We start from the raw sequence: 25,151 nt of genomic DNA, 5'->3' as shown, positions 1-25,151 counted from the left end.
AAAGAGACCGCTTGGCTCTTTGCTTTGAGCAATGCGGTCTCTTTTTCATAAATCAAATCGCGATAAATCCGGGGAAAATCCGCTTCTGGCGCGTCGGCAGGACGGCCAGACTACATGCCGCCAAGATCGCTGCGCAAGTAGTCTTGCACCGCCGCCGCAAAATCGCGCATCAGCTGCGCCAGCCGAGGCGTCAGCGGGTGAAGCTCGACGCGCGGCCATTCATAATATTGCTGCACGAGCGGCCGGCGCAGCCGGACAAGCTCCACAAGCGGCTCATGCAGCGACGGCGGTATGACGCCCTCGCCGCCGATTATTTCGACGATATCCTCGTAACTGCTCGCGTCGCGCATCAAAAATCCGTCGATCAGGAAGCTTCCGACGTCGGTTACCGTTTCGATTGCCAGGTGCAGCGCGCGCTCCTGGGCCAGTCCTTCCAGCAAGCTGCCCTGCCAGCCGGCCTGCAGCTGCTCGACGGCCCGGGCAAGCTCGGGAATCGCTTGCAGCCGTTTCTCGATTTGTTCCCGGTTCACATAGTACATATCGTTATTGCCCGCCTTTATTTTGCTTCTTCCTTGCTTTGCGCTTCAGCGCATAGACCATAATGATGCTGCTCAATATGATAACGAGCAGATAAGTCAGCATCTCATACACATCTCGCATGAAAGAACGCTCCTAAATGATGTAGTCGACGCTGACGGATGCTTCGCGCACCCGGGACATATGCTCGATCACCTTCTGATGCACGGGATGCACCTGGTACGCCTGAAGCGCCTCCAGCGAATCGAACGTCGTCGTCAGCGCGATATGGTACGACCTGTCGCTGTGCAGCACGTCGATGCCCACTTCGATCGATTTCAGTTCCGGTATCCGGCCTTCCATATCCCTCAGCACCTGGGCCGTCCGCTCGACATTTTCCGGACTGCCGTCTTTCAATTTGAACAGCACGATATGCTTAACCATCTGTTGTTACCTCTCCTTTTATCTGTCGCATGACAAGCATCCTTTTGTCACATAATAACTCATGCGGATGGCTTTCGGCAACCGGCCTGCGGCCGAATTGCCGCCCCGTGATCATCGGCACTGGACCAGAAGGGGACTTGATCGAATGCGGTATCCGGTTACCATTGCCGCGTCGCTGTTCGGCGTGGCGTTATGCCTGTTCAACGCGACAGGCTACGATCCACACAACTTTATTTTTTTCATGTTCAGCATTCCGGCGTGGCTTGTCGACCTGTTCGTCGACGTGCACCGGGTCAGCGTCGTGCTGATGTATATCCTTACCGTGCTAAGCTGGGCTTTGATCGGATATATTGCGGACGTTCTCATTAATCGCGAACGGCACAGAAGACGGAGCGAGAGCTGACAGCAGACAGCCGGCCGCTCCGCATCATGAAGAAAGGAGCCCCGGGCGGGCTCCTTCGTATTTATTCGACAACAAGAACGGATTTCATCGTATCATGTCCTATGCCGCATGCGACGCTGCATTTGATTTCGTAAGTGCCGGGCTTGTCGAACGTGACGTCCTGCTGCAACTTGTCTCCCTGCAAATTGATGCCGAACTCGGCGATTTCAATGCCGTGAATGCCGCTCTTGTTCTGCAGTACAAGCCGTACCGTTTCGCCTGCTTTGACGCGGTACTCCGGCTTGTCGAACACGAAGTCGTTGGAAGCGACCACTTTCATCAGCGTAACGCCTTCCGGCAGCCCTTCGGTCTCATCCTTCGGCTTCTCCGGAAGAGAGAAGATGATGAGATAAACACTGAGCAGCGAGGCAAATATGAATACGACAAACATGATCCATTTTTGCATAACAACGTAATCCCCTTTGTCATCGAAATGTCTAACTCTTATAATACCCAACTTCCTCAAGCGTTCTCAACCATAAACAGGGGAAAAGAGGAAAGTTTTTTTGTCTTTTTGACAAATCGATGAACTTTTTCAATGCGCCAAATAGCTCCGCAGCAGCCGCTCGGACTCCGCTTTTACGAACGTCCAAAGCATGAAAAAACGGTGGTGATAGCCTCGGCATATATACTGCGCGGACAAACCGTCCGACTCCCGGCGCTCCTCGTAAATCTTGATCCCCCGGCTGCGAAATTGCCGGCGGATCGCGGCCATCTCCAGCAGCACCCGGTCCTGCACGCCCCGCAGCATCGACTCGTACAAGCGCGGCAGCTTCATGCCGGAGGCGGCGACGGCGCGAATGTCGTGATCCAGTATGCGCAACGTAACGCCGAGCAGCACGTACCGTTTGACCTGATCCATCTCTTCCTCGGTATGGAGCGGCACGCGGGGATTCGGCTGCGCTGCGGCAGCGGACGGACGGGTATCGTTGATCACGGCCATGATTGCCACCCCTTCAAACAAATCGAACATTTGTTCTTATTATATCGGAAAGCATCTCGTTTATGCAAGCGGCGGATTACGGCCGCCGATCTGTCGAGGGGGTGTCGTCGTCATCGTCCGTGCGGTCCTTCAGCAGCGCAATCGACCTGCGCAGCGAATCGGGCAGCGGAAGGCCGAGCCGACCGTAATTTTCCACAATCGAGATCAATTCGTTCGCAATATAGAAGTAGATGGCGGCGCCCATCGCCATCCCTTCGGTTCCCAGCAGCACATCGATGCGATGGGTGAGCATGATCACCAGCAATGTCAGCCCTTTGCGGGCCAGTCCCCACGCTCCCGTCAAGCTGCTGAGACCTTTCTTTTCCTTGAGAGAGGCGGCGATTCCCGTCACGTAATCGACCCCCATCGCCACCAGCAAAAATGTAAGCGTCTCCGGCCATACGCCGAATGAAAACGTAATGATCGAGCCAACCAACGCGCAAATCCCGCTGACCGTAAGCTGCTGCATTCCCCATCTCTCCTTATTCCCGAAACATACAATATGATATGCAGCACGGGAGAAGGTTGTCCGTACTTTCATGCAGCGAACGACAGCGTCGTTGAACGACGGCCGCCGGTCCCAGGGTTCGGCTTATGAGCCCCGGTCCGGCGGTCGATCGGCATTTATTCACTTCGTTGTTACCTTGGCCATAGTCCGCAGCGCCGGCTTCGTCCAGACGGCTCCCAAATATGGCTGCAGAAACGTTCCCGTCAGCCTTAACCGCCCCGCCGAAGCGAATGTCTCGCCGCTCTTGTCCGAAAGCATGCCGCCCTCTCCCTCCCCATGATCATCGTTGTTCCGGCCGCTCCTTTCTCACAGCTCCAGCTTCATCCCGTCGTAGGCGACGATGATGCCCTCGGGCTCGAAGATAGCCGTCAAATCGTCATGCATGAGTCCGATGTTATGGGAAAAATGGGTGACGACGACGCGCGCGGCCGGAGCGAGCATCCCTTCGGCTCTCATCCGGTCCCGGATACCGATGGCCGCCTCGACGTTCAGATGGCTGCCGGTAAACGGCAAATTGCCGTTCGTGCAATCCAATATGACGAGATCGGCTTTCCGCCCCGCCATCCATGCCCACGTCTCCGCCGGCAGCAAGCCGGTGTCATGACCGTAGAAGACGGTGCGCCCGCCTTTCTCGATCCAGAACAGCAGGCACGTTTCGTCGGGATCGTGGTTGGCCGGCAGCGCCGTCACTCGCGCCTCGCCCGTATCCGCCGTCTCGAACAGCGCGATGCGGCGAAGCTGCAGACGCTCGCTGTCCGGCCGTCCGAGCGCGCCGCGGCAGACACGGACGGCCGCATCATGGCCATAGACGCGCAGCGGTCCGTCCAGGCCGTGGGCGAAGACGGGAAGGCGCATCGCCAGCTCCGATGCCAGCAGATGGTCGGCATGCGTATGCGTAATGAACAGGTCGCGCACAAGGCCGAGATCGAGACCGTCACGCAATACGTGCATATACGTATCCGGGGGAAAATCGATTTTGAGCGTTCCGTCGATGATGGCCGAGCTGCGCGTCCGGATGTTCCGCCCTCCGAGCGTGCGGGCTTTGCCGCAGTGCTCGCAGCGGCAAAATACGCCGGGAAACCCTTCCGCAGCCGCGGTGCCGAGAAAATGGACGATCATGCTATCGCCTCCGATCGATTGCCAATCCGCTTATTCCCTCACTTATCCGGTCATTCCGCCGCTTCCGAGTTCCGCCGCTTCCGGGTCCGACACGCCGATGCAGCTGCCAGGAGCGACTTCGAGCGCCTTGTCCGGCGGGTACAGCATCAGCTCCGGCGTATCCGCCACTCCGCCGATTTCCAGCACGAACGGCTCCTCCGGCAGCGAATCGGCCCATAGCTTCACCCGGTTGCCGTCGACCGAAGCCCGCGTCCATTTCGCTTCCACGGGGCGAAGGCCGTCCGCCGTCCGCAGCTTGTAGCGCCGTATATCGCTTCCGGTCGCCGCGTCTATCCGCTTGCTGAAGCTGACGGTCACCGTGCCGTCGGACTTCCGCACCGCCCGCAGCGGCACCGGCGGACGTTCGTACATATAGCCGCCGATATGGTACTCGTACGCGGTCCAGGAGGCGAATCCGCAGGCGCGGACCGTCCGGCGGAAGGCGTCAAGCCATTCCCCGCCCTTCACCATGCCGCGCGCCGAACCGATGTCGGCCTGCACGGCGAGCGGGATGCGGGGATGGAAGTAGCGGATGCGGTCGACGAAATTTTTGTACCGGGTCACATAGTCCGGCGGCAGATCGCCGCGTATCCAGTCCGGCCAATGCGTCTGCAAGTAATGGATGTCCGGCCGCACGCGGCCGATCATCGCCGCCGCGTCCAGCCCCTGCATCTCCCGCAGCCGGTCGGCCGCATCCGCTCCGGCGTCGACGGCGAGCGACCAGGTCGCCACCAGAATGTCCGGTCTTACGGCCCGGACGCCGCCGGCGCCGTTGATCAGCTCGTCAAGGAAGCCGTTCACCGCTTCGACGCGAAACTCGACCCATGCCTGGTACGTGTCGGGGTCGTTCAAATAATAGTCCGGCCGGGCGGGATCGCGGAAATCCGGCATTTCCCGCCCGTACCGTTCCCGGAACGCCCGCCTTGCCAGCGGGCCGACGTCTCCGTATACGCCGCGCCGGATGCCGTCCCACTCGGGAAAGTACGGCTCGGCGATCTCGATGCCGTCGAACGGATAGTCGCAAACGAGGCTGGCCAGCGCCTCCTTCTTCCATGTCACGTACCCGTCGCTGAACGGCGACAGCCGGACGTAGCCGTCCTCCGGCTCCTTCAGCAGCTCCATCCGCCAACTCGGCCATTCCGCCGGGAAGCGTTCCGTCGAATACGTGCCGTTGCCGAGCGTCATCGCCCATACGGCCATCCCCCGCCGGCGAAACGCGTCGATCAGTTCGCCGTCCACCCGGTTCTCGTTGACGACGAAATAATGGACGATCCGGTAGCCGGCCAGCTCGATCTCCTCGGCAATGCTGTCGGCCGTCCGGTTCAAATAATAGGGAAAGGTCGGATCGACCTGGATGCTCGGGCCGTAAATCGCTTCCGCCTTGGCCATTGCTTCTTCGCAGCCTCCTTCCGTCAGCCGACGACGCCCGTCCGTTCGACGCTTTCCACAAAATATTTTTGCGCGAACAGATACAGGACGAAAATCGGCAGTATCGCCATCAGCGTGCCGGTGTTCAAGTAAAGCGACGTATGCGCGACTCCCCCGACGTATTCAGGGCGTACGATGCCCGGCAGCAGGGCGAGCGTGCGGGACAGCAGCGTCGCATGCGGCGTGAACAGGTTGACGAAATAGCTGTCGTTCCACTGCCAGATGAACGAGAACAGCAGCACCGTCACGATCGACGGCGTCGCATTCGGCAGCATGACGCGGACGAACGTCTTGAGCACGCCCGCCCCGTCCACATAAGCGGCTTCCTCCAGCTCCTTCGGCAACGCCCGGAAAAACTGCCGGAAAATAAAGATGTACAAGCCGTTTTTCAACCCCATGGCCAGCGCCGACGAAATAAAGAACGGCCAATACGATTCCAGCAGATTGACGCCTTTCGAACCGGTGAACAGCCCGTAAATGCCGAACACATCGAAAAAGCGGTAATGCAGGTACGTCGGCACCATAATCGTCTGCGGCGGAATGACGATCGTAAAAACGACGAGCGCGAACAGAACGCCGCTGCCCCAAAATTTCAATCGCGCGAATCCGTAGCCGGCGAGCGCGCATGAAACGAGCTGGAGAACCGCGACGCTGACGCTGAGCAGCAGCGTATTGGTAACGGCTGTGTAGTAATCCAGATATTCCATGACCCGCTTCACGTTATCCAGCGTAACGTTTCTCGGAATCCAGACGACGGTCGAGTCGAACAAATCTTCGCTGCTTTTGAAGGCGATCGAGATTTTGGTCATAATCGGGTACAAAATGATGAAGCTGATACCGAAAAGCAGGACGGACCGGACCATGATCCACAGCCAGGTCTTCGTTTTTTCCACCGGGTTGTAATGGCGGTTCCAGGCGGCAAGAGCGGCCGCCGCGCGACCTATTTCGGCTTTCAAAGGCCACCCCTCCCCTAATCGTTGTAATGAACGCGTCTGGTAATCAAATAGGCCGAGACCGACAATATAATGGAAATGGTGATGAAATAGGCCCAGGACATCGCCGAGCTGACCCCGAAATTCAGCTGCACGAAAGCCGCGTCCTGGATCATGCCGGTCACGCCGTTGTTATAGAACGAATCGATAATGGTATAAATGGTGTTCGTCAGAATGAGCGGCGTAATCATCGGAAACGTAATTTTCCAGAACGCTTCGTAGCCTGTCGCCCCCTCGATTTTGGCCGCTTCGTACAAGGAAGGCGAAATCGACTGCAGACCGGCCAGGAAGATCAGAATTTGCACGCCCGAAAGCGTAATGATCTGGTAAATGCGATCGACCGCGCCGCTCAAATAATCGACCACATCCCGGCTCATCCCCGCTTCCAGCAGAAGCGGCCTCAGCTCGATGCTGCGCAGGCCCGAGTAGTTGCTTTCCATGTCCTGGCCGACCTGACCGATAATTTGGGCCAAATAATTTCCGCTGTCCAGCTGCGCGATAATGCCCGACGCCAGCACGACCGGCAGGAAGATGATCGCCCGGGCCAGCATTCGTCCCCTGAATTTCTGCGACAGCAGCGTTGCCGTGAACAGACTGAAAAAAATAATGAGCGGAAGATTGGTCGCCATCGTGACGACGGCATCCGTCAGCACCCGGACAAACCAGGCATCCTGCATAAAAATGTACCGGTAGTTCCGAAGCCCGACCCACTCCAGCGAATAGCCGTCGCTATCGATGGTCAGCTTGCTCAGGCTGAAGCGGAGCGAGCGGTAGAACGGAACGGCCATCAGCAGCAGGAAACCGATCAGCCAGGGGGCGACGAACAGGAAGCCGAACAGCGCTTTTTTACGTTCAAGGGTCAACGGCTTCGGTTTGATCATGACGCCTCACTCCTCCACCACGTAATCGCGCGGCCCGATGACGGCGCCGTCCGCGTTGGCCGATTTGCCGTTGTAGTTGACCGTTACTTTCAACCCGCCGCCGTATGTCGTGCGAAATACGCCTTTCGCCAGCTTCTCGTGCCGGACGATCGGCTTGCCCCGCACCTTCTTCAGCACGCCGTTTACCTCCCTGTACGCTTCTACCGCCTCGTCCAGCCACATTTCGCCGTTATGGGCGTACAAATCGTTGTACCGCGTATTTTTCAGAATGGCCGGATCTTCCAGGATCCAGCTGTAATAAACGGACGATCCGGTTTCCAGCGACTTCAGCACATTGATGCGCGTATCCTGGTCTTCCGCCAAATTGTACGGCTTGCCCGCGTAATCGATATACCCGTGCAGCACCATCTGGTAGAACGGCACCGATTCCATGGCGAGCTTGTAGCCGCTGCCCGTTAACGGAACGTCAAGCACGTGCCGGACGTACGGGAGCAGATAAGCGTTGCCTCCGCTGATCATCAGATCGGGCGCCGCCTCGCGAATACGGGCCGCCTCGCGGACGACGATCCGTTTGGCCTCCTCGCGCAGCACTTCGCCTCTCAGGCGGAAATCGGAATACAGCTCGCCGCCCAAATCGCGGAGCGACAGCGTTCCCGGGTTGTACTTGCCGTAATCGTCCAAAAACCTAGCAACGGTATCTCCCAAAGCGGAAGGGGAGAGCAAATAATGGGAGAATCGCCTGTAATCTTTCTGATAGGTCGCTTCCAAAAACTCATAAACTTTCACGAATCTTCGGGAAATGAGCTGCGCCGCGTCGGCCGACGGCCTGAAGCCGTTGCCGGAACGGTACACCCGCATAAACGCGACGTCCGGATACAGCGCTCCTCCGCCTTCCTTGAGCCGGTTCGCCAGCGCCTCCCACTCTTGCTGCGAACCCAGCTTTCCGTCGCGCTTGATATCGTCCGGAAATTGATGCCGCACCCCGTTGTTGAACCATCCCGAATATTTCAGGCGCACATTGCGTACTTGCCCGGCATTCAGCTTCTCGACCAGTTCAACAGCCTGACGGTATGTGCTGAGCGGAACGAGCGTTTCGTACGGTACGCCCAGAAACGACCGCTGCTTCGGGACACCGCCTGCCAGCTCGACGTAGAACGGCGAATCCCCTTCCGGCGAAAGCGGAACGAAGTCGTGCTTCTTTTCCAGATAACCGCGATAATAGGAAGCCATTCCGGAATAATCGGCGTTTTCGCCTTCGAGAAAGGCGTACCGGATGCTCAGCAGCCCCTTGTAGCCGTTCTTCGGCGTTTTGATCATCGCTTCGTTCTGGCTCAGCCGCACCGTATCGCGCGGCAGCAGCGTAAATTGCGCGCCGACGGTATTGTAATCGTGAAGGCGTCCGGCGATATCGGCGGTGAGCCGGGCCATCGCGTCTCCCTCCTCGATCACGGCCAGAAACGCGCTGCCGTTCTTCCGCATGCCGAATACCGGCATCCGGCTCGTCTCGAATTGGCTGATCTTCTCGTCAACGGCTATCGCCCCGTCGTCGCCGTATATCGGAATGACGATCGGCTGCGCCCAATTTTTCCCGCTGTTGAGTTCCATCAGCGCCCCGGAACCGTCCGGCAGAAAAATATAGCCGCTATCGGCTTTCCCCGCCGCTCCGAAGTTGTTCAGCAAGCCGAGCGAATACAGGCGGAACGGCGGCGTCCCTTCTACGATGGCCGAAGCGTCGACCGTTGCGACGAGTTCCCCGCCGTCCAGCCTGTATGTCAACGGCACCGTAAATTTCGGATTGGCCGCAGCGCCCTCGCCGCCGGCGGCATCCGCATTATCGATCGCCAAATCCTCCGCCGTATAACCGGCCTTCTCGAACAGCTCGACAAGCCGCTTGACCGCCGAATTCGGGATTTCACGGCGCACGTAAACGCCTGCCTTGTCGTCGAGCTTGAAACGGGAAATGACCGCGTCCTTGTCCTTCTGATCGGCGAGCGCGCTGAGCAGCTTGTCTTCGAAGCGCTCTTTCGACATTTGCGCCGGAATCGATTCCAGCCCTTTCTCCGGGCTGCCGAATTGGAAGGTGACCGTCACTTCCTGCTCGCTGCGCTTGATCTCAAACTGGTTGTATCGGACGCTGTCATTGAAGCTGTCGTATTCCTTCGTTTGACCGTTGTGCGTCAAATAAGTCAGCGCGAGCTGCGCGCCGAGCCGCCCCTTCAAATTCGGCGTCGCGAGCGAATCGCTCTCCCGGTCTTCCGGATTGGAACGCCAGATCGTGCCGCTTGCTTTGTGCAGGACGGCGATTTCGGCCGTTGTGCGGCTGATATAAAGACGAAGCTGCTTGCTTTCCAGCACCGCTTCCATGCCGGGGATCGGCTCCGCATCGGGCGATACCGGCATGGCGTCCCGAGATTCCTCGGCCGCCGCCTGCCTCCCGTCGAGAGGCACCGCGGACGCGGGATCGGCCGGCTCGGGCGAGCAGCCCGCGGCGAGCGCGGCCAGGACGATGACCGGCAGCATCAGAAGAGGGCGGATAGCCGGCAGATGCCGTTTCATACGTCATCACTCCCCGATCCTGAATGAAATTTCCTTGTAGATCGTCATGCCGAACGACAGCATTTGCTGGGCCAGACTGAACACGAGCAGCCCGAGAAAGACGAAGATGCCGATTACGACAAGCGTCAGCAGCATCGTCACGATCGTCTTCCCGACCGTGTACTGATGCACGGTCATCATCCCGACGAACAGCAGGCCGATGAACCAGCCGTAAGCGACCGATTCGATAAAATAATAGAAGGAGCCTTCCTGCACCGTCATCACGTTGGACAGGACGATAAGCAGCGGCTGCGCGAGCACGATCGGCACGAGCGCATAACCGGTCGCCACGACGATCTCGCCGAACTTGCCTTCCCCGTCCATCAGCGTCGTCAGCGACCAGTTGGCGATGCACCAGAGGAAGAACGGCAGCACGATAAATTTCAGCTCATCGATAATGCTCGCTTCGAAGGTGACATCCGGGTTGAAAATAAATCCGCTCAGCTGCTGTTTCAGAAGAAACAATACGGACAGCAGGACAAGCAGCGCCAGCGTGAACCAGATTTTCCCCTTTCGCTCGTATTTCAGATCCCAGAACCCTTTGAACGGATGGAAGATGGTATACCACGCCATACCGACCGTTCCCGGCTCCCCCGCGCGGTGGCGGACAAGCCGCCTTCCGACAAGCAGCAGCGCCGCGATTACGAGCAAAGCGGTCGCGATGAAGCTGAAGTTCTGCCACATCCAGTCTTTGCGGTAGCGCTCGAACGCGCGGGAGTAATATTCGCGGTGCATTCCGTTGAAGAAGCTGTCCATCGCCTCTCGATTGCTGCCCTGACGCAGCTCCGCCTTGCCGATTCCGAGATAAGCGATTTCGAGATTGCTGTTCAGCTTCTGCGCTTCCTTCCAGGCAGCGACCGCTTTCTCTTCCTCGCCGTTGTCGGTGTAGATGACGGCATTGCGGATCATTCTGCCGTACCGCGTCGGCTCGAAGATAACGAGACTTCCGATCCCTTTGTCCAGCACGACGACCTTCTCGCCCAGCATCGCGAGATCGGACGGGGTGCGGAAGCCGCCAAGCTGTTCCCCCAGCTGGCCGAACGCATACATCAGCTTGCCGTCCCGGTCGTAGGTGAAGACGCGTCCCCGCTTGCCGTCCAATATGCTGTATATGCCGTTTCGATCGACGGCAACCGCGATCATCGAGGACGGCCCGATGCGCGTGCCGTTGAACGTAATCCAGATGTCGCCCTTCGGCGGGAAGTAGCCGTCCCGCTTCAGCACATCGACCCCCGACGGGTTGAGACGCTTGACCGGCTCGTCGGTGAAGCCTTCGGCCGTCGTGGTATAAATAAATCCTTCCGCATCGATATCCACATTGTTGAACTCTTCCGGAATATTAAGCGCCATCTTGCTCCGCTGCTCTTCTGTCATCAGCCGGCGCCAGAACATGTCGATCGGATTGAAGGTCACTTTGTTCGTTCCGATGAAGCCGGTAAATTTGCCGCCGGAATCAAACTGCATAATGCCGTCGAATACGCCTTTGCTGACGACGTACATGCGGTTCGCGGAATCGACGACCAGCTTCACCGGCACATATCGGAGGCTGCTGCGCAGCACATCCGAATCGGGCGCGCCGATTTCCCGGACGAACGCCCCTTCGGTCGTCAGCTCCACGATGCGCGCATTGCCCGTGTCGGCGACGAACAGCCGGGAATCGTCCTTGACGAATACGCCATGCGGCTCGGCCAGCGCATCCTCTTTGCCGTTATGGTCGAATTTGTCGATGACGCGAACGAGGTTGAACTCGTCGTTCAGCACGACGATCCGGTTGTTGCGCGTGTCCGCGATGTAGATCATGCCGGCCGGCGTAATGAACAGATCTTCCGGCGACTGCAAAGGGCCGGCGCCAAGCCGGTCGCCGTCGAGCTGGAAGGACGGCAAGTAAGCGTTCGGCGCGGGCGTGACGTCTCCCCAGAACGAGTAATTGTATCCCCGATAGGGAGCGGCTGCCGCCGACGGCGCCGTTTCGGCCATCGCCGCCAAAGACAGGAGGAGCAGCAGCCATCGCATTCGTTTCACGGTTACGCTTCTCCTTTCCTGTTCAATCTTTCATGCCGGAAGTGGACATCGTCTGAATGACGCTGCTCTGCGACAACGTAAAGATGGTGATCGGTACGAGCAGAAGCAGCAGCTGCGCCGCCATCGACGGGCCGATCCGGACGATGCCTCCGGCCAATATTTGGCCGAGCGCGTAATCGATCGTCTTCAGCTGCTCGCTGTAAATGTACATGGAACCGGCCGCGCCGCCCGCGCCCCACAATCCCTGAAACGAAAATATGATGAGCGTCAGCCAGGCCGGCTTGACGACCGGCATGATGATGTTCCAGAAAATGCGGAATTCGCTGCAGCCGTCGATCTCCGCCGCCTCGATCAGCGCATCCGGCACCTGCTCCATAAATTGCTTCATTAAATAGAGGCCGAGCGACGAGCCGATGGCCGGAACGATAACGGCCCAATGGGTGTCCAGCATGCCGAGCCACGACATCGTCATATAGTTGGTAATCTGGGTAACCGTGGCGGAAAACATCAGGGAGAGCACCACGACGGTGAACAGAAAGCCTCTCCCCGGAAACTTCCGCTTGGCCAGCGGATATGCCGCCAGCGAGGCGATGACGACGTGTCCCGCCGTGCCGAGGACGGCGATAAACATCGTATTAAACAAATACCGCGTGGCCGGAACCCATGATCCTTGAAGCAAATAATAAAGATCGGTGAAATTGTCGAGCGTCGGGTTGCGGACGAAAAACTTCGGCGGAAACTGCAAAATCTCGTTTATCGGTTTGAACGCGTTGCTGATGACAAACAGAAGCGGCATCGCCATGAAGCATCCGACAAGGGCCAGCAGCACGAACAGCGAGATGTCGCCGTAGAGCGACCGGCTCACTTTTTTGCGGCGAAGTCTGAAACGGAATGTCATTGTCAATCACCAACCTTTGACAGCAGCCTGCGGACGATCAGGTTCGAACCGAGCATAAGCGCGAACAGGACGGTCGCAATCGCGGAAGCATACCCCATCTCGTAACGTATGGAACCGTAGTCCATCAGATGCGTCACAATCGTATGGCCGGCGTACTGGACGCTCGGGAACCCGGCCAGCTGCGTCGCCACCTCCGCCACGGCAAAGGAAGACGTGATTTGAATAACCGCTCCGAACAAAAGCATCGGCCGCATCGACGGAAGCGTAATATACCATAGCTCCTGCCAGCGGTTGCGAATGCCGTCGATCGCGCCCGCCTCGAACAACGTCTTGTCCATCGTCTGCAGGCCGGCGATGAACGCCAGGAAGCTTGTTCCGAGACTGAGCCACAGCTGCACGATAATAATGATCGTCATAATGTATTTCGGGTCTTTCAGCCATAGAATCGGCTCGAGAATGATTCTCCACTTGATCAGAAACGCATTGATGTAGCCATAAGAATCGCTGCTGAACAGCAGCGTCCATACGATGAATGCATTGCCGGACAGTGCCGGCGCATAGAACACAAGCGTTGCAATGGCGCGAATTTTCGGAGACAGCTCGTTAATAATCCAGGCCAGCACGAAACAGGCGATGTAGCTGATCGGGCCGGTAATGGCGGCAAACAGCAAGGTGTTTTTCAGCGCGATCAAAAAAACGTCGTCGCGGACGAACAGGCGGGCGTAATTGCTCCAGCCGACGCCTTCCGGCCATTGCAGCATGTTGAAATTCGTAAAGCTGACCAGAAGCGACAGTACGACGGGAAGAACGGTAAATGTGAAAAATATAAGGAAATACGGCGCCAGCATCAAATAAATGGACCGGTTCCGCACAACCTCCTTCCAGACCGTTCGCAGCCGCACCGGCAGCAAGCGGACGGCATCCGCCCCCTTCGTCCTTCGTTCCAGCACGGGCATAAGGGCCTCTCCCTTCTACTTGGTCGGCAGATTGAATTCCTTGCGTTTGATGGTGATCTCTTCGTTGATCGTCCGGACGTAATTTTCCAGCGTTTCCCTTGGCTCGCTGCCGTCATTGTAAACTTCATAGAACGCGTTGTTCAGATGCCGGTCAAGCGAATAACCGCCCGGTACGGCCGGTCTGCCCCGAATCCATTCGAACTGGTCCATCAGGCTCCGGTATTCGCGAGAAGACCACGGCAGCATCCGGAGCGCTTCCAGGTTGGCCGCCGCGTAGCGGGCCGATTCGCCCAGAATCGCTTCCATCTCCCGCCCGAATGTCGCCTGAGCCTCCGCGCCGGTCCACCATTTCAGAAACGTCCAAGCCGCTTCCTTCCGGTTCGAATTGTTAAAGATGACGGTGCCCGTAGCGGTCGTCAGCGCATCCCGGCGAATCGTTCCGTCCGCCTGTTTCGTGCCCGGAAGCGGCGTGAAATCCCATTGCCCGCGAATTTCAGGCGCAAAAATTTTAAGGAAGTTGTATGTCGTGTAATCCGCAATGCCGATCGGCATTTCCCCGGTCCGAAAACGGTTGATAAAATCGAATTCAAGCGGCAGCTTGTAGTTGGTGTAAAGCTCCGTCCATTTGCGGAACGTCTCGATCCCTACCGGTGAATCCAGATCGGTGGCGATGCCGTCGCCCTGGTAATAAGCGCCTCCCGCCTGATAAAGCATCGTTTCGAATACGATGGTGAAAGGAAGCGCCAGCTCCATGTTGTTTTTCTGCAGCTCGGGAATGATCCGGTACATGTCCTCCCAGGTGTCCGGAACTTCTAGCCCGAGATTGTCCAGAATGTCTTTGCGGTAAAAGAGCATCGGGAACGACTGCGTCTCCGGCAAGGCATAGATGCCGTTCCGGTACGTAAATCCGGTGAAGGCGCTGTCCATGAACTGGCTCCGCACTTCTCCGAAATCCGGGAATGCCGTCAAATCCTGCACCGCACCCCGCATCGCGAAGTTGATAATATCCGGCATCGAGAGCGCGACGTCGGGTCCCTTCCCGGCAAGCGTAGCCGGCATGACGACAGCCGGATTGACCAGCTGCAAGTCGATCTCGATTCCCGTCTCGGGCGTAAACATGCTGTCGATCATCGAGCGCAGCAGCTGCGCCTGATCGCGTCCCGAGCCGATCCAGACCGTTACGGCCTGACCGCCGCCCTCGCCGCTGTCGACCGCGTTGTAGTCTTCGGTAAAAGATTTCAGAAAGGCCATCGTCTCATGCCACATTTCCCCCAGGAAACCGGCATTCGCCCGCGGCATTGCCACGTCGGGCGATTTGAAAAAGAGGTAGTCGATCGTCAGCGGCTGTTCGTTGACGCTGAGCAGCCACGTTCCGAGCGAGCTGACGTTGTCCTTGAACTGTTTGAGCCGGGAGGCGATCGTCTCCGACCGGTCGCCGAGATCGGCAAGCTGATAGGCGGTCGTCCTTAATATGGTCGTGCTGCTGCTCGTGCCGCCGACCATCTCGTCCATCCGGTCGGCCGCGCGGTTCAGCGCTTCGCTCTCCTCGCGAAAAATTCGCTCCATGTCCGGAATTTGCGAATCCAGCTGATAATCGCGGTACGGGTCCGGCACGGAACCGGTAATCATCACAATTTTCAAATAAAGTTCGTTTAACCGCCGAATGCTCGAGCGGACCATCCGGATCGTATCGGACAGTTCGCCCATCGTCAGCTCGAGACGCACCGTATGCTTGCCTTCGGTCAGCGCAAAAAGGTAAGGCTCGCCGCCGCTCCCGGGCATGCCGAGCTGCCATTCCCCGCCGTAGCGGAACGGCACCGCTTCCGCTTCCTTGAACGGCACTTTGCCGTCGATATACATTTTCCGGACGACGTTGACGCCGCGAACCGTGTTTTGCATATACCGCACGCCGAACTGATACAACCCGTCCTCGGGAATGTCGAACTCCCATTCCAGCCACTGCCCCGGCGTTTTCCAGTTGACGCCTCCGATCGCGTTCATCCGGATTTTCGACACATGATACGGCTCCGTCGCCGGACTGGTCCGGTCGTTAATCGGATACAGGGAAGGGTTCGATTTGAGCGCCGCATCTTCGCCCTGCACTTTGACCATAACGCCGCTTGTCGTTTTGAACCCTGCCTCGGCATAGGCGGCGCTGATCTCGGCATAGGCAGGCACGGCGTCCTCCTGGTACAAGAGGAGATAGTCGACCGTCAACGGTTCGCGAAGCGATTGCAGCGTGATGCGATGGCTGCCTTTCGTCAAATAGAACAAAAACGGTTCGTCGTAATAGCCGTCCGCATCGCGCAGCACCACATCCTGCCATTGCGGCTGCTCGACCTGCGCGGGCCGCCGTTCGTTCCCCCGCGCATCCCGCTCGATCGTATCCGCTTCATTGCGCCAGACGCGGCTGAAGACAAGCCGTCCCGCCTCCTCGAACGGAAGCTGTCCGTCGATCGTCAGCTCCCGTTCGATCGGAGAGCTGCTCCCGGGCTCGGGGTAATAGCGAAGGCCGATATTGTACAGCCCGTCCTCCGGCACATCGATATCCCAATGGATCGCGCCGCTTTCGGCCGTACGGACGACAGGACCCGTCGCGCCCTCGAACTGCTGCAGCACTTCGGCTTCCATCCCGTCTGTCGCGGCGAACGTCTCCGCTTCGATGACGATGCGGATCGAGGGACGGGCCTGCTGAGCATGGCGGGTCATATAGGCTTCGTACCGGTCCTGCTCCGCCTCGGCGGACAGCCCGGTTGCGGCGTCCGTCCGGGGAGATGCCGGCTCCAGTATATGTCCGTTCCCCGAAGCGGAATTTCCGGGCAGCAGAGAGGCGATTGCAGCCCATGCGATCAGGACGACCGCAGCCGCGGCGATCAATTGATTTCTCGTCCTCTTGTGCACGCGCACCCCTCATTCCTACATCTTTCGTTCGGACAAGCATCTTGACGCTGGCGAGGGAACCCCGGCCGGCGGCGGTTCCCTCTCGTTCGTTTACGGCTTCGTGTTCAAATTCTGGTCGAGCGAATCTTGCGCCACCTGTTTGACCCGTTCCAGCGCCGCTTCCGGCGTTTCGCCGTTGTTGACGATTCCCCACGCGGCATCGCCAACAGCGCCGCCGGTCGCATTAAAGAACGGTGTCACGATATCCGTAATTTTCACCATCAGCTCGACGTCCTTCTCGTCGGCCAGCCGCTGCTTCTCGGCGTCCTCGCGTTTCGCGTTCTCGACCCGGTCCCACAGCACGAGATCCTGCCAGATCTGGGCCGTTTCTTTCGGATGCTTCGCATTCGCGGGCATGTACCAGAGCACGAAGTTTTCGATCGTATTGGAATATTCCGTCGCTTTCGGCCCTTTCGGAAAATAAACGAAGCCCTGCTCGTCGGTCATATCTTTGCGTTCCGCGCCTTCCCACAGCTCGCCGTTAATCATGGCCGCTTTGCCGCTGCTGAATACGGTTTGCGATTCGGTGTAGTCGTCGAACGAATTGTGCGTGTTCGGCAGCACGACCTTGTGAACATTGAACAGATCGCCCAGGAAGCGGAGCGCTTCCAGCGTGTTCGGATTGTCGTGCGAGAAGACGTATTTGCCGTCCTTGAGCTCGTAGTAATTGCCGTTATTGGAATAGACCAGCAGCCTTGTCAGGTTGCCGAGATAGGTCGTCATCCCCCATTGGTCGACAACGCCGTCGCCGTCCGTATCTTTGGTCGCCCGCTTGGCAATGTCAAGAAACGAATCCCAGTTCCACTTGTCCTGCTCGATCAGATCGTGCGGATCGGGCAAGCCTTCGCGCTCGAACAGTGTCTTGTTGTAATACAGTCCGGTACTGCCCGTAATCTTGTCGGTAAAGCCGTATTGCTTGCCCTCGAACGAACCGTTCTCTTTCATGTTCACCGGCCATTTCGGATCGTTCATGTCGAACAGATCGTCGACCGGAAGGAGCAGCCCCTGCCGAATCAGCGGAATGGCGTGATACAGATCAAGCGCCACCAGATCCGCGACCGGCTCGCCGGCAAGCGCGGCGTTCGTAATCATCGTCGGCGGCTCGCCCCACGGTACTTTTACCCATTCGATGTTGACATTGTACTTCTCTTCGATTTCTTTCTCTCTCGCCACCGCAAGATCGCCTTCCTGCGTTCCTTCCTGCGGGCCGTCGATCCAGTGAACCATCTTGATGGTATAGCCGTTCATGTCGATGGCTGGCACTTCGGGCGCCGGCGGCTCTTCCTCTTCAGGCGTCTGCGATTCGGCCTCGGTCTGTTCGCCTGTCTGTTCCGCAGCGGGAGGCGTCTCCGACTCTTCGGTTTTGCTGCAGGCAGGCGCAGCGATCAAAACAAGCGCCAACAGAAACAACATCACGACCTTCATTTGCTTCATGGTTCGTTTTCCCCTCCGATTTGTAGAAGATAAATCCTTTTCACCGTGAAAGTGACGATGAATCACCCCCTATCAGAGTTGAACCTTACAAAATAACGTCGAATTACCGTTCTATATCAGAATTAAAAACACGAAATTAGGCGTAATTAATTTACATAATAAATATTTAATAGAATAATTTAACTTTCAATGAACAAATATATGCGCGAAATGATGCAACGAAAAAGATCGGATTTCACATCTTTTGCCGCTTCACACGCGCCTTTATTTATCCCGCAGCCTTCTAAAACGGAAAACGGATACATTATAAATAAAACAGACAGAAATCAAGCATAAGCAAGTATCGCGAGAAGAAACCGGTTGGTAATTCTGGAGGTTAAAAGTTAAATGGCAAGGATGTCTGAAGTCGTTGCAAGCTCTTGTTATCATGGAGGCAGTATGTAAACCGATTAACAATCGCCTGCTGAGGTTCTGAAGCTATCTTAACACAGTATAAATAAATATTCCACTAAAAAATGAAAAATAAAAAAAAACTCCATAGATAGATTCGGGGAAAAGTTTTTTTAAAAGTTTGCAAGTTGGAAACATTTCGATATGGTTGCGAAACATGCGGGGGGTAAGATCGGTTCATGAAAGGGGCGGACGAAACCGCCCGGTTGACAGGAGGAGATTGCTAATGAAACATAACGGTTCGAAAAAAATGAAGATTTGGACGGCTGCGTCGCTCGCCGCTTTGACGCTGACCGCCGGAACGGTCTATACGGTTTCGGCCGTCCGGGCGGATGGGCTTTCGGCCGCCGCGGCCGGAAGCGCTGCGGTCCATGCTTCTGCCGCAGCGCAGACCGCCGCGGCAAGCAGCACAGCAGCCGACAAAATCGTCGATCAGTACAATGCGCTGCTGAAGAAGCGGGGCCAACTGCCGCAAGCGTTCGCTTTCTTGAACAAGCATATCGGCGATGTATCCAAACGCCAGGCGACGCTGATGACGCTCCATCTCGAGAACGCCGTCAAAAAGGCGCTGCCGGCTATGGAAGCGCGTTTTAACTCCACATCCGTTCAAACCGCGATCTTCAAAGTGTACCGTTTCGGCGACGATTTTGCCGACGTGATCAAGCGGACAAAAGACCGGAAGCTGATCGCGCTGCTGAAAGAGGCGGACGCAAGCGGCTACAAGCTGGAAACGGCCGAAGGGATGTTCTTCCCGATCGTCGACTATACGAAGTTCCGGAAATACGGCGCGTATGTTAATCCCGACATTAAGGCTTACTTCGATATTATGGCCGTGGAATCGGAAAAAGCCGTCGCCAAGGATGCGGCGCTGACGATCGGCTATCAGGAGCTTGTCAACCGGACATTGTCCATGGAACAGTTCGTCGCGAAATTTCCGTATTCCAACCGGGCAGCCCAGGTGAAGACGCTGTTCGACCGCTACAAACTGTTTACGTTCTATGGACTCAGCAATACGCCGCTGTTCGACTACAACACCAAGACGATCATGCCGAACGCCAAAAAAGGCTATACGCTCGTCCTGCAGTATAACAAGCCGTCGTCAAGCGAATACTTGACTTTGTTGCAGAAGTTCATGAAACTGCTCAAGGACGAAAACTACAAGCTGACGGCGAAGGTCGAAGCGTTCCGCAGCGCCAACATCCCGATCGAATAATATCCGCATAAGCCGGGCGGCTCCCTTGTCTATGAAGACAAAGGAGCCGCCCTTTGACAATCTTGCCTGAAACCTAGCTTCATTTCTTCTCGCTATCTCGTCCGATACGGACAGCCCGCCTTCGCTGCGTGCTTCTCTCACACAGCCGCCGGCTGGCCGCTCTTCTTGGCCATGCCGCGCTGGGCGGTCACGAGCTTGTAATAAATGCCCCGTTTCTCCATCAGCTCATTATGGGTGCCGACTTCGGCTACCCGCCCTTTATCCAGCACGAGCAGCCTGTCGGCATTGCGCAATGTCGTGAGCCGGTGCGCAATGGCGATCGTCGTGCGGTTCTGCGTCACCCGCTTGAGCGCTTCCTGAATGGCCGTCTCGGTATCGATATCGAGGGATGCGGTCGCTTCGTCCAGAATAAGAATGCGCGGATCGTTCAGCACCGCCCTCGCGATCGCGAGCCGCTGGCGCTCGCCGCCGGACAGATTGTTGCCGTTCTCCTCGAGACGCGTATCGTAACCGTCCGGAAGCTGGATAATGAAATCATGCGCGTTCGCGATTTTGGCCGCCCGGATAATGTCCTCCAGCGTGGCGTCCGGCTTCGAATACCGGATGTTCTCCGCGATCGTTCCGCTGAACAGAAACGTCTCCTGCAGCACGACCCCGATCTGCGAACGCAAGTCTTCCTGCCGGATGGACCGGATGTCGACCCCGTCGATCAGTATGGCGCCCTCGTTCACGTCGTAGAAACGGGTCACGAGATTGATCAGCGTCGACTTCCCCGCCCCGGAATGGCCGACGAGTCCGATCATTTCCCCCGGCTTGATTTCAATATCGATATCCTTCAGCACCGGTTCGTACGATTTGTAGCCGAAGACGACATTGCGAAACGTAATGGCGCCCCGGATCTTATGCTCCACGGCATGCTCGGAATCGAGCACTTCCGGCTGCTCGTCGATAACCGAGAACACCCGGTGGATGGAGATGACGGCGTTCGCCACCCAACGCGGCATAAACATCAGCCAGGCGATCGGACCGAATATCATCGACGCGTACGCGCTGAACTGGATCAGTTCCCCGACGTTCATCTCCCGGCCGATAATCATATAGCAGCCGATCATCAGGACAAGATATTGTCCGAGCTGGATCAAGTAGTTCGAAATCGGCGACAGGATGCTGAACAGCTTCTCGCTCTTGATCGCAGCGGCGGCGAATTCGCTGTTGTACGCCCTGAACCGCCGGATTTCCCGCTCTTCCTTGCCGAACGCCTTGACGACCCGGATCCCGCTCAGCACATCGTGCAGGAAGGAATTCGCTTTATCGGAAATGCGCCATTGCTTGTGAAACAGCTTTCGGAGCACGTATCTCCAAATATAGTAGTGCAAATAGGCAACGAACGGAGCCGGCAGCAGCACGACGAACGCAAGCCGCCAATCGGCGGAAAAGAGCAGGTACGCGGACGCGACGAGAATGATCAGCTGAAAAATGGCCGTCGTGCACATTTCCTGAATCAGATGCCGGATGCGGTCCGTATCGGCCGTCACCCGGTTCATAATGTCCCCGGCCCGCTGCGATGTCAAAAAACCGAGCGACAAGTTTTGAATCTTATCGAATACCGTCTTGCGCAGGTCGGCCGCGATGCCCGAGCTGACGCTCGCCATAATCCGGCTTCTCGCGATGCCGAGCAGCTCGCCGCATGCCAGCACAAGCAGCATCCCGGTCAAGGCAAGGAAGAACATCCGGACGCTCGCGCTCTGCCCTTCCGGCGGCTGCAGTGCGGAGTTGACGATCAGCTTCTGAAAGTACGGGCCGGCCATCGCGAGGGCGGAAGAGACGATCAGTACGCCCAGTCCGAGCGCGAGCTTCCGCCAATGTCCCTTCGATACGAGAAACAGCCTTTTGAAAGCGGCCGCCTTGTTCATGCAGCGCGGACAAACCCGGGTACCCGGCACGAGCGGGCCGCCGCATTGAACGCAGACGGGCTCCGCCTCGTTGTTGTAGATGCGGATTTTTCGCTTTGCGGCCATATCGTTCAAAATTTGCGCGATGTAGCCGTACCTTGCCGCATGCTGCATCGTCACCCGGACGATAATGCGCTTCGTTCCGCTTTCCGACGCTTCGAGCACCGCATTGCCGACGAACGGCACGATTTTGTAGTCGCAGGCGTCCGCGATGAGGCCGCTGTCCCGCGTCTCGCCGTTCTCCACATACGCCCACTTGTCGCGGCCGATCACCAGATAGCCGTTCACCCGTCGGCCTTCAAGCGACAGATCGGCGGGCACGCTGTAGGCGATATCCGCTCCTACCGCTCGCTTCGCCGCTGCCAAATCCCGTTCCGGGAGCGAAAAATTCAGGTTCATGGAAACCTCCGTTGCTTGTCGGTTACAAGCGCATTTCGACCATCCGGTATTCCTTCTCGCTCAGCTGATCCAGCCGGGGAATGACGAACCGGTTGCCGTCGACATCGGTGATCAGCAGCCGGTTCTCCGCCGCAAACTTGACGTTGCCGCCACCGTTTCGCACCGTAAACCGGCAAAGCCCGGCCGTCGTTTCCGCTTCCCAGTACGAATAGCCGAACTCCTCCTTCACGGCGACGACCTTCGTAATTTCCGGCGTAAAATAACGGATGGCCATCTGCCGCTCGAGCAGGGCGGCCGTTTCCGGCGGAAAGTCGTCCAAATTGCGGATCATGCCGATCTCCTTGTTGTCCGCCGTCCGGATCGACAGATAGACCCGCCGGTTCGTATGCGGAAAGGAGCAGTGCACATACACCGGCGAGTGCTCCTCGCCGTCCGTTTTGACAGCGAGCAGATGGCCCGGCGTCTCGGCAAATTCCGCATTCTCCTTCGTCAAGTACCGGATTCTGGCCGCGTCGGCGAGTTCCGTCTTTCCAACGTTTCCGTCTTGCGTCACGCGATCACCCCCTCCTTCATCTTGAGCGCTTCGTCATGCTTCCGGACAAGATCGTGGTAGGCGCCTTTCCTCTCCATCAGCTCGTCGTGGGTGCCGGCTTCGACGACCTTGCCGCGATCCATGACGACCAAATAATCGGCATTGCGGAGCGTGGACAGCCGGTGCGCGATCGCGATCGTCGTCCGGCCCTTGACGAGCGAATCGAGCGCCTCCTGGATTTGCAGTTCCGTCTCCGTATCGAGCGAAGCGGTCGCCTCGTCCAGAATAAGCACCTTCGGATTGTGCAGCACGGCCCGCGCGATCGACAGCCGCTGCTTCTCCCCGCCGGACAGGTTGTAGCCGCCCGAGCCGACCAGCGTATCGTAGCCGTCCGGCAGCTTCTCGATGAAATCGTGCGCATTGGCGATTTTGGCGGCATGGATAATATCTTCCGTCGTGCAGTCGGGGTTCGCGTACGCGATATTCTCGGCGATGGTGCCCGAGAACACATAGACGTCCTGGGAGACGATGCCGATATGGCTGCGCAAGGAGGCCATCGAGATGTCTTTGACATTGACGCCGTCGATGCGGATTTCGCCTTCCGTCACGTCGTACAGGCGGGAGATCAGGTTGACGAGCGTCGATTTTCCCGCTCCCGAATGGCCGACGACGCCGATCATCTGACCGGGCTTTGCGCGCAGGGACACATTTTTCAAAATCGCCTTGTTCGGCTCGTATCCGAACGTGACGTTGTTCACCTCGATATCGCCTTTCATATCCGGCAAACGGACCGCATCGGGCCGTTCCGCGACGTCGGGTACGGCGTCCTGGATTTCGAAGATGCGCTGCGCCGCCGCCATGCAGTACGACCACCAGCCGACGATGTTGTTCATAAACTGGATCGGCCCGTACAGCATGTACATGTAATTGACGAACGTCAGAACGGCACCGAACGACATCTGGCCCTGCATCACCTTCCAGCCGCCGAACGCCCAGATCAGAATTCCGCCCGTCTGGGTAAGCAGATTCAGAACGGGAAAGACCGTCCCGCTCATTTTGTTGAAATTTTTTTCCGCGCCGGAGAACGCGTCGTTGGCCCGCTGGAACCGGCCGATCTCCATCTGCTCCTTGCCGAAAGCTTTGACAACCCGCGAGCCGCGGATCGTATCGCTGATGATCGAATTGAGCGCGCTCACTCGCCGGTGTCTGCGCCAGGACAGCCGCCACAATTTCGGAAACGCTTTCCGGACGAGCCAGAAAACGAGCGGCATCGGAATGAGGCAAATGAGCGTCAGCCGCCAGTCCATCCATAACAGCACGGCGGCAATGCCGATAATATTCATCGCGTTGACAATGAAGTAGGACATTCCGTCGACGAAAAAATATTGCAGCTCGTGCGCGTCGTTGTTCACCCGGGTCATCAGGTGGCCGGTCTGCTTTCGCATGAAGAAATCGAGCGAAAGCCGCTGCATCGCGGTAAAAACGGACGATTTCAAATCGAAGGCGACATTCGCCGCCAGCTTCGCAATCATGATGCCGAACAAGACGCCGAACAGCAGCGAGAGCGTCCGGAACGCGATGATGATCAGAATGACAAGACCGATCTTGCCCGCGAACGTCCCGGTTCCGGCCAGCGCCTGGTCGAACAGCACCGTTCCCTGAAAATAAGGGATGACCAGCCCTGTCGCCGAGTTCAGCAGCATGAAAAGAACAATAAAAAACAAGGACAGCTTGTATTTTCCGGCGAGCGACAGCAGCCGGATAAAGATGGCGTGCTTCTTCATGCACCTCGGGCACACTTGACGGCCTTCCTCGGGATAGATCATCCGGCATTTCGGACAGGTTGCACCGCTATGATCGCCGTCCAGCTCCCGGATATCGATCTCTTCATTTTTCTTCAGCTTCTCGAATGCCGCCGCCAGCTTCGCGGCTTGCTTCATGTGCCCGTTGGTGAACGCCCCCGCAATTCGTTCCTCCGATGCCGAATCCTTCATGACGACCATGCCGGAAGCGACCAGATTGACGATGGAAACGGATTCAATCCGATCGATTCCGATGCGCTCGACTTCCCATGCGGCAGGCTTGGCCGGAGACGGCCGATTCGCGGATTTGCGCAGCACGGCGTAGCCTTTGAATGTCTTCTCGCTTGACGGCTCCCGGCTGCCGGAGAAGATGAACAGATGCTCCCGGAGCAGAACCAGATACATGTCCGCAAAGCCGCCGTCCAGCATCCGGTCGCAAACCGTCCAGCAAACGATATCCTCCTCCGCCGCTTCATACTGCTTGAGCAAGGATACGATCTCATTCGGAAGTATCGTCATCAACTCTTTCGATTTTCGATATTTGACATGCTTTTTCCAGCCTTTATCATACACCTTCCACTTCTTCCGGGAAAGAGAAATTTTGCAT

General features: G+C 57.5%; 21 protein-coding genes. 2 read left to right on the top strand and 19 right to left on the bottom strand.

All coding sequences use genetic code 11. The features are described from left to right. Positions 1 to 110: 110 nt before the first annotated feature. Positions 111 to 539 (bottom strand): DUF86 domain-containing protein, encoded by a 429-nt coding sequence (locus ABEV74_RS15120; protein ID WP_430147111.1) that lies wholly within the window; start codon positions 537 to 539, stop codon positions 111 to 113. A 133-nt stretch (positions 540 to 672) separates the two neighbouring features. Beyond that, complete coding sequence (locus ABEV74_RS15115; protein ID WP_062494283.1) at positions 673 to 960, bottom strand: Dabb family protein; 288 nt, start codon at positions 958 to 960, stop codon at positions 673 to 675. Positions 961 to 1,105: 145 nt separating this feature from the next. Between ABEV74_RS15115 and ABEV74_RS15110 the strand changes: the two genes are divergently transcribed. Then, positions 1,106 to 1,363, top strand: a complete 258-nt coding sequence (locus tag ABEV74_RS15110; RefSeq protein ID WP_430147108.1) for a hypothetical protein — start codon at positions 1,106 to 1,108, stop codon at positions 1,361 to 1,363. 61 nt (positions 1,364 to 1,424) lie between these two features. On the opposite strand, the gene ABEV74_RS15105 is transcribed toward ABEV74_RS15110, so the two are convergent. The 14 genes from ABEV74_RS15105 to ABEV74_RS15040 all read right to left on the bottom strand — a co-directional run bounded on the left by ABEV74_RS15105 (position 1,425) and on the right by ABEV74_RS15040 (position 18,196). Then, positions 1,425 to 1,808: a cupredoxin domain-containing protein gene (locus ABEV74_RS15105; RefSeq protein WP_213529086.1), complete on the bottom strand. Its 384-nt coding sequence runs from the start codon at positions 1,806 to 1,808 to the stop codon at positions 1,425 to 1,427. Between the two features lie 129 nt (positions 1,809 to 1,937). Further along, the gene (locus tag ABEV74_RS15100; RefSeq protein ID WP_430147105.1) at positions 1,938 to 2,345 is read right to left on the bottom strand and encodes a YhjD family protein; all 408 of its coding nucleotides are present in this window, start codon (positions 2,343 to 2,345) and stop codon (positions 1,938 to 1,940) included. Between the two features lie 76 nt (positions 2,346 to 2,421). Continuing rightward, positions 2,422 to 2,853 (bottom strand): phage holin family protein, encoded by a 432-nt coding sequence (locus tag ABEV74_RS15095; RefSeq protein ID WP_430147103.1) that lies wholly within the window; start codon positions 2,851 to 2,853, stop codon positions 2,422 to 2,424. A gap of 159 nt (positions 2,854 to 3,012) precedes the next feature. Then, positions 3,013 to 3,150 (bottom strand): hypothetical protein, encoded by a 138-nt coding sequence (locus ABEV74_RS15090; protein ID WP_430147101.1) that lies wholly within the window; start codon positions 3,148 to 3,150, stop codon positions 3,013 to 3,015. Positions 3,151 to 3,198: 48 nt separating this feature from the next. Beyond that, a complete protein-coding gene (locus ABEV74_RS15085; protein WP_430147100.1) occupies positions 3,199 to 4,011 on the bottom strand; it encodes an MBL fold metallo-hydrolase in 813 nt (270 codons plus the stop codon). 42 nt (positions 4,012 to 4,053) lie between these two features. After that, positions 4,054 to 5,439 carry an N-acyl-D-glucosamine 2-epimerase gene (locus tag ABEV74_RS15080; protein ID WP_430147098.1) on the bottom strand — a complete coding sequence of 462 codons (1,386 nt, stop codon included), beginning with the start codon at positions 5,437 to 5,439 and terminating at the stop codon, positions 4,054 to 4,056. A 23-nt stretch (positions 5,440 to 5,462) separates the two neighbouring features. After that, on the bottom strand, positions 5,463 to 6,434 hold the full coding sequence (locus ABEV74_RS15075) for a carbohydrate ABC transporter permease (protein ID WP_430147096.1): 972 nt from the start codon (positions 6,432 to 6,434) through the stop codon (positions 5,463 to 5,465). 14 nt (positions 6,435 to 6,448) lie between these two features. Next, positions 6,449 to 7,351 (bottom strand): carbohydrate ABC transporter permease, encoded by a 903-nt coding sequence (locus tag ABEV74_RS15070; RefSeq protein WP_430147093.1) that lies wholly within the window; start codon positions 7,349 to 7,351, stop codon positions 6,449 to 6,451. Between the two features lie 6 nt (positions 7,352 to 7,357). Beyond that, positions 7,358 to 9,907, bottom strand: a complete 2,550-nt coding sequence (locus ABEV74_RS15065) for a DUF5696 domain-containing protein (protein ID WP_430147091.1) — start codon at positions 9,905 to 9,907, stop codon at positions 7,358 to 7,360. 6 nt (positions 9,908 to 9,913) lie between these two features. Further along, positions 9,914 to 11,959 (bottom strand): YIP1 family protein, encoded by a 2,046-nt coding sequence (locus ABEV74_RS15060; RefSeq protein ID WP_430147151.1) that lies wholly within the window; start codon positions 11,957 to 11,959, stop codon positions 9,914 to 9,916. A 31-nt stretch (positions 11,960 to 11,990) separates the two neighbouring features. Further along, positions 11,991 to 12,866 (bottom strand): carbohydrate ABC transporter permease, encoded by an 876-nt coding sequence (locus ABEV74_RS15055; protein WP_062494302.1) that lies wholly within the window; start codon positions 12,864 to 12,866, stop codon positions 11,991 to 11,993. A gap of 2 nt (positions 12,867 to 12,868) precedes the next feature. Further along, positions 12,869 to 13,822: a carbohydrate ABC transporter permease gene (locus ABEV74_RS15050; protein WP_062494304.1), complete on the bottom strand. Its 954-nt coding sequence runs from the start codon at positions 13,820 to 13,822 to the stop codon at positions 12,869 to 12,871. A gap of 15 nt (positions 13,823 to 13,837) precedes the next feature. Beyond that, positions 13,838 to 16,723 carry an extracellular solute-binding protein gene (locus tag ABEV74_RS15045; protein ID WP_430147088.1) on the bottom strand — a complete coding sequence of 962 codons (2,886 nt, stop codon included), beginning with the start codon at positions 16,721 to 16,723 and terminating at the stop codon, positions 13,838 to 13,840. Positions 16,724 to 16,813: 90 nt separating this feature from the next. Further along, on the bottom strand, positions 16,814 to 18,196 hold the full coding sequence (locus tag ABEV74_RS15040) for an ABC transporter substrate-binding protein (RefSeq protein ID WP_213529092.1): 1,383 nt from the start codon (positions 18,194 to 18,196) through the stop codon (positions 16,814 to 16,816). A gap of 676 nt (positions 18,197 to 18,872) precedes the next feature. Between ABEV74_RS15040 and ABEV74_RS15035 the strand changes: the two genes are divergently transcribed. After that, a complete protein-coding gene (locus tag ABEV74_RS15035; RefSeq protein ID WP_430147085.1) occupies positions 18,873 to 19,859 on the top strand; it encodes a hypothetical protein in 987 nt (328 codons plus the stop codon). Between the two features lie 137 nt (positions 19,860 to 19,996). Here ABEV74_RS15035 and ABEV74_RS15030 read toward each other — a convergent pair whose 3' ends face one another. Genes ABEV74_RS15030 through ABEV74_RS15020 form a run of 3 tightly spaced genes read right to left on the bottom strand, consistent with a single transcriptional unit; the run spans position 19,997 to position 25,117 of the window. Further along, positions 19,997 to 22,210, bottom strand: a complete 2,214-nt coding sequence (locus ABEV74_RS15030) for an ABC transporter ATP-binding protein (RefSeq protein WP_430147082.1) — start codon at positions 22,208 to 22,210, stop codon at positions 19,997 to 19,999. A 22-nt stretch (positions 22,211 to 22,232) separates the two neighbouring features. Continuing rightward, positions 22,233 to 22,763 (bottom strand): DUF1854 domain-containing protein, encoded by a 531-nt coding sequence (locus tag ABEV74_RS15025; protein WP_213530976.1) that lies wholly within the window; start codon positions 22,761 to 22,763, stop codon positions 22,233 to 22,235. Continuing rightward, positions 22,760 to 25,117: an ABC transporter ATP-binding protein gene (locus ABEV74_RS15020; RefSeq protein WP_430147079.1), complete on the bottom strand. Its 2,358-nt coding sequence runs from the start codon at positions 25,115 to 25,117 to the stop codon at positions 22,760 to 22,762. Before ABEV74_RS15020 ends, ABEV74_RS15025 begins: the two co-directional genes overlap by 4 nt. Positions 25,118 to 25,151 lie beyond the last annotated feature (34 nt).

Origin of the sequence: Paenibacillus cisolokensis (assembly GCF_050481165.1) — a bacterium.
Lineage (GTDB): Bacteria > Bacillota > Bacilli > Paenibacillales > Paenibacillaceae > Paenibacillus_AH > Paenibacillus_AH cisolokensis.
This window is presented reverse-complemented; position numbering and strand designations above follow the sequence as displayed.

Coding starts and splice junctions, on each gene's coding strand:
- ABEV74_RS15120 (WP_430147111.1), bottom strand. CDS start 539: ATGTACTATGTGAACCGGGAACAAATCGAGAAACGGCTGCAAGCGATT.
- ABEV74_RS15040 (WP_213529092.1), bottom strand. CDS start 18,196: ATGAAGCAAATGAAGGTCGTGATGTTGTTTCTGTTGGCGCTTGTTTTG.
- ABEV74_RS15035 (WP_430147085.1), top strand. CDS start 18,873: ATGAAACATAACGGTTCGAAAAAAATGAAGATTTGGACGGCTGCGTCG.
- ABEV74_RS15030 (WP_430147082.1), bottom strand. CDS start 22,210: ATGAACCTGAATTTTTCGCTCCCGGAACGGGATTTGGCAGCGGCGAAG.
- ABEV74_RS15080 (WP_430147098.1), bottom strand. CDS start 5,439: ATGGCCAAGGCGGAAGCGATTTACGGCCCGAGCATCCAGGTCGATCCG.
- ABEV74_RS15055 (WP_062494302.1), bottom strand. CDS start 12,866: ATGACATTCCGTTTCAGACTTCGCCGCAAAAAAGTGAGCCGGTCGCTC.
- ABEV74_RS15060 (WP_430147151.1), bottom strand. CDS start 11,959: ATGCGATGGCTGCTGCTCCTCCTGTCTTTGGCGGCGATGGCCGAAACG.
- ABEV74_RS15065 (WP_430147091.1), bottom strand. CDS start 9,907: ATGAAACGGCATCTGCCGGCTATCCGCCCTCTTCTGATGCTGCCGGTC.
- ABEV74_RS15110 (WP_430147108.1), top strand. CDS start 1,106: ATGCGGTATCCGGTTACCATTGCCGCGTCGCTGTTCGGCGTGGCGTTA.
- ABEV74_RS15070 (WP_430147093.1), bottom strand. CDS start 7,351: ATGATCAAACCGAAGCCGTTGACCCTTGAACGTAAAAAAGCGCTGTTC.
- ABEV74_RS15085 (WP_430147100.1), bottom strand. CDS start 4,011: ATGATCGTCCATTTTCTCGGCACCGCGGCTGCGGAAGGGTTTCCCGGC.
- ABEV74_RS15105 (WP_213529086.1), bottom strand. CDS start 1,808: ATGCAAAAATGGATCATGTTTGTCGTATTCATATTTGCCTCGCTGCTC.
- ABEV74_RS15095 (WP_430147103.1), bottom strand. CDS start 2,853: ATGCAGCAGCTTACGGTCAGCGGGATTTGCGCGTTGGTTGGCTCGATC.
- ABEV74_RS15115 (WP_062494283.1), bottom strand. CDS start 960: ATGGTTAAGCATATCGTGCTGTTCAAATTGAAAGACGGCAGTCCGGAA.
- ABEV74_RS15050 (WP_062494304.1), bottom strand. CDS start 13,822: ATGCCCGTGCTGGAACGAAGGACGAAGGGGGCGGATGCCGTCCGCTTG.
- ABEV74_RS15100 (WP_430147105.1), bottom strand. CDS start 2,345: ATGGCCGTGATCAACGATACCCGTCCGTCCGCTGCCGCAGCGCAGCCG.
- ABEV74_RS15090 (WP_430147101.1), bottom strand. CDS start 3,150: ATGCTTTCGGACAAGAGCGGCGAGACATTCGCTTCGGCGGGGCGGTTA.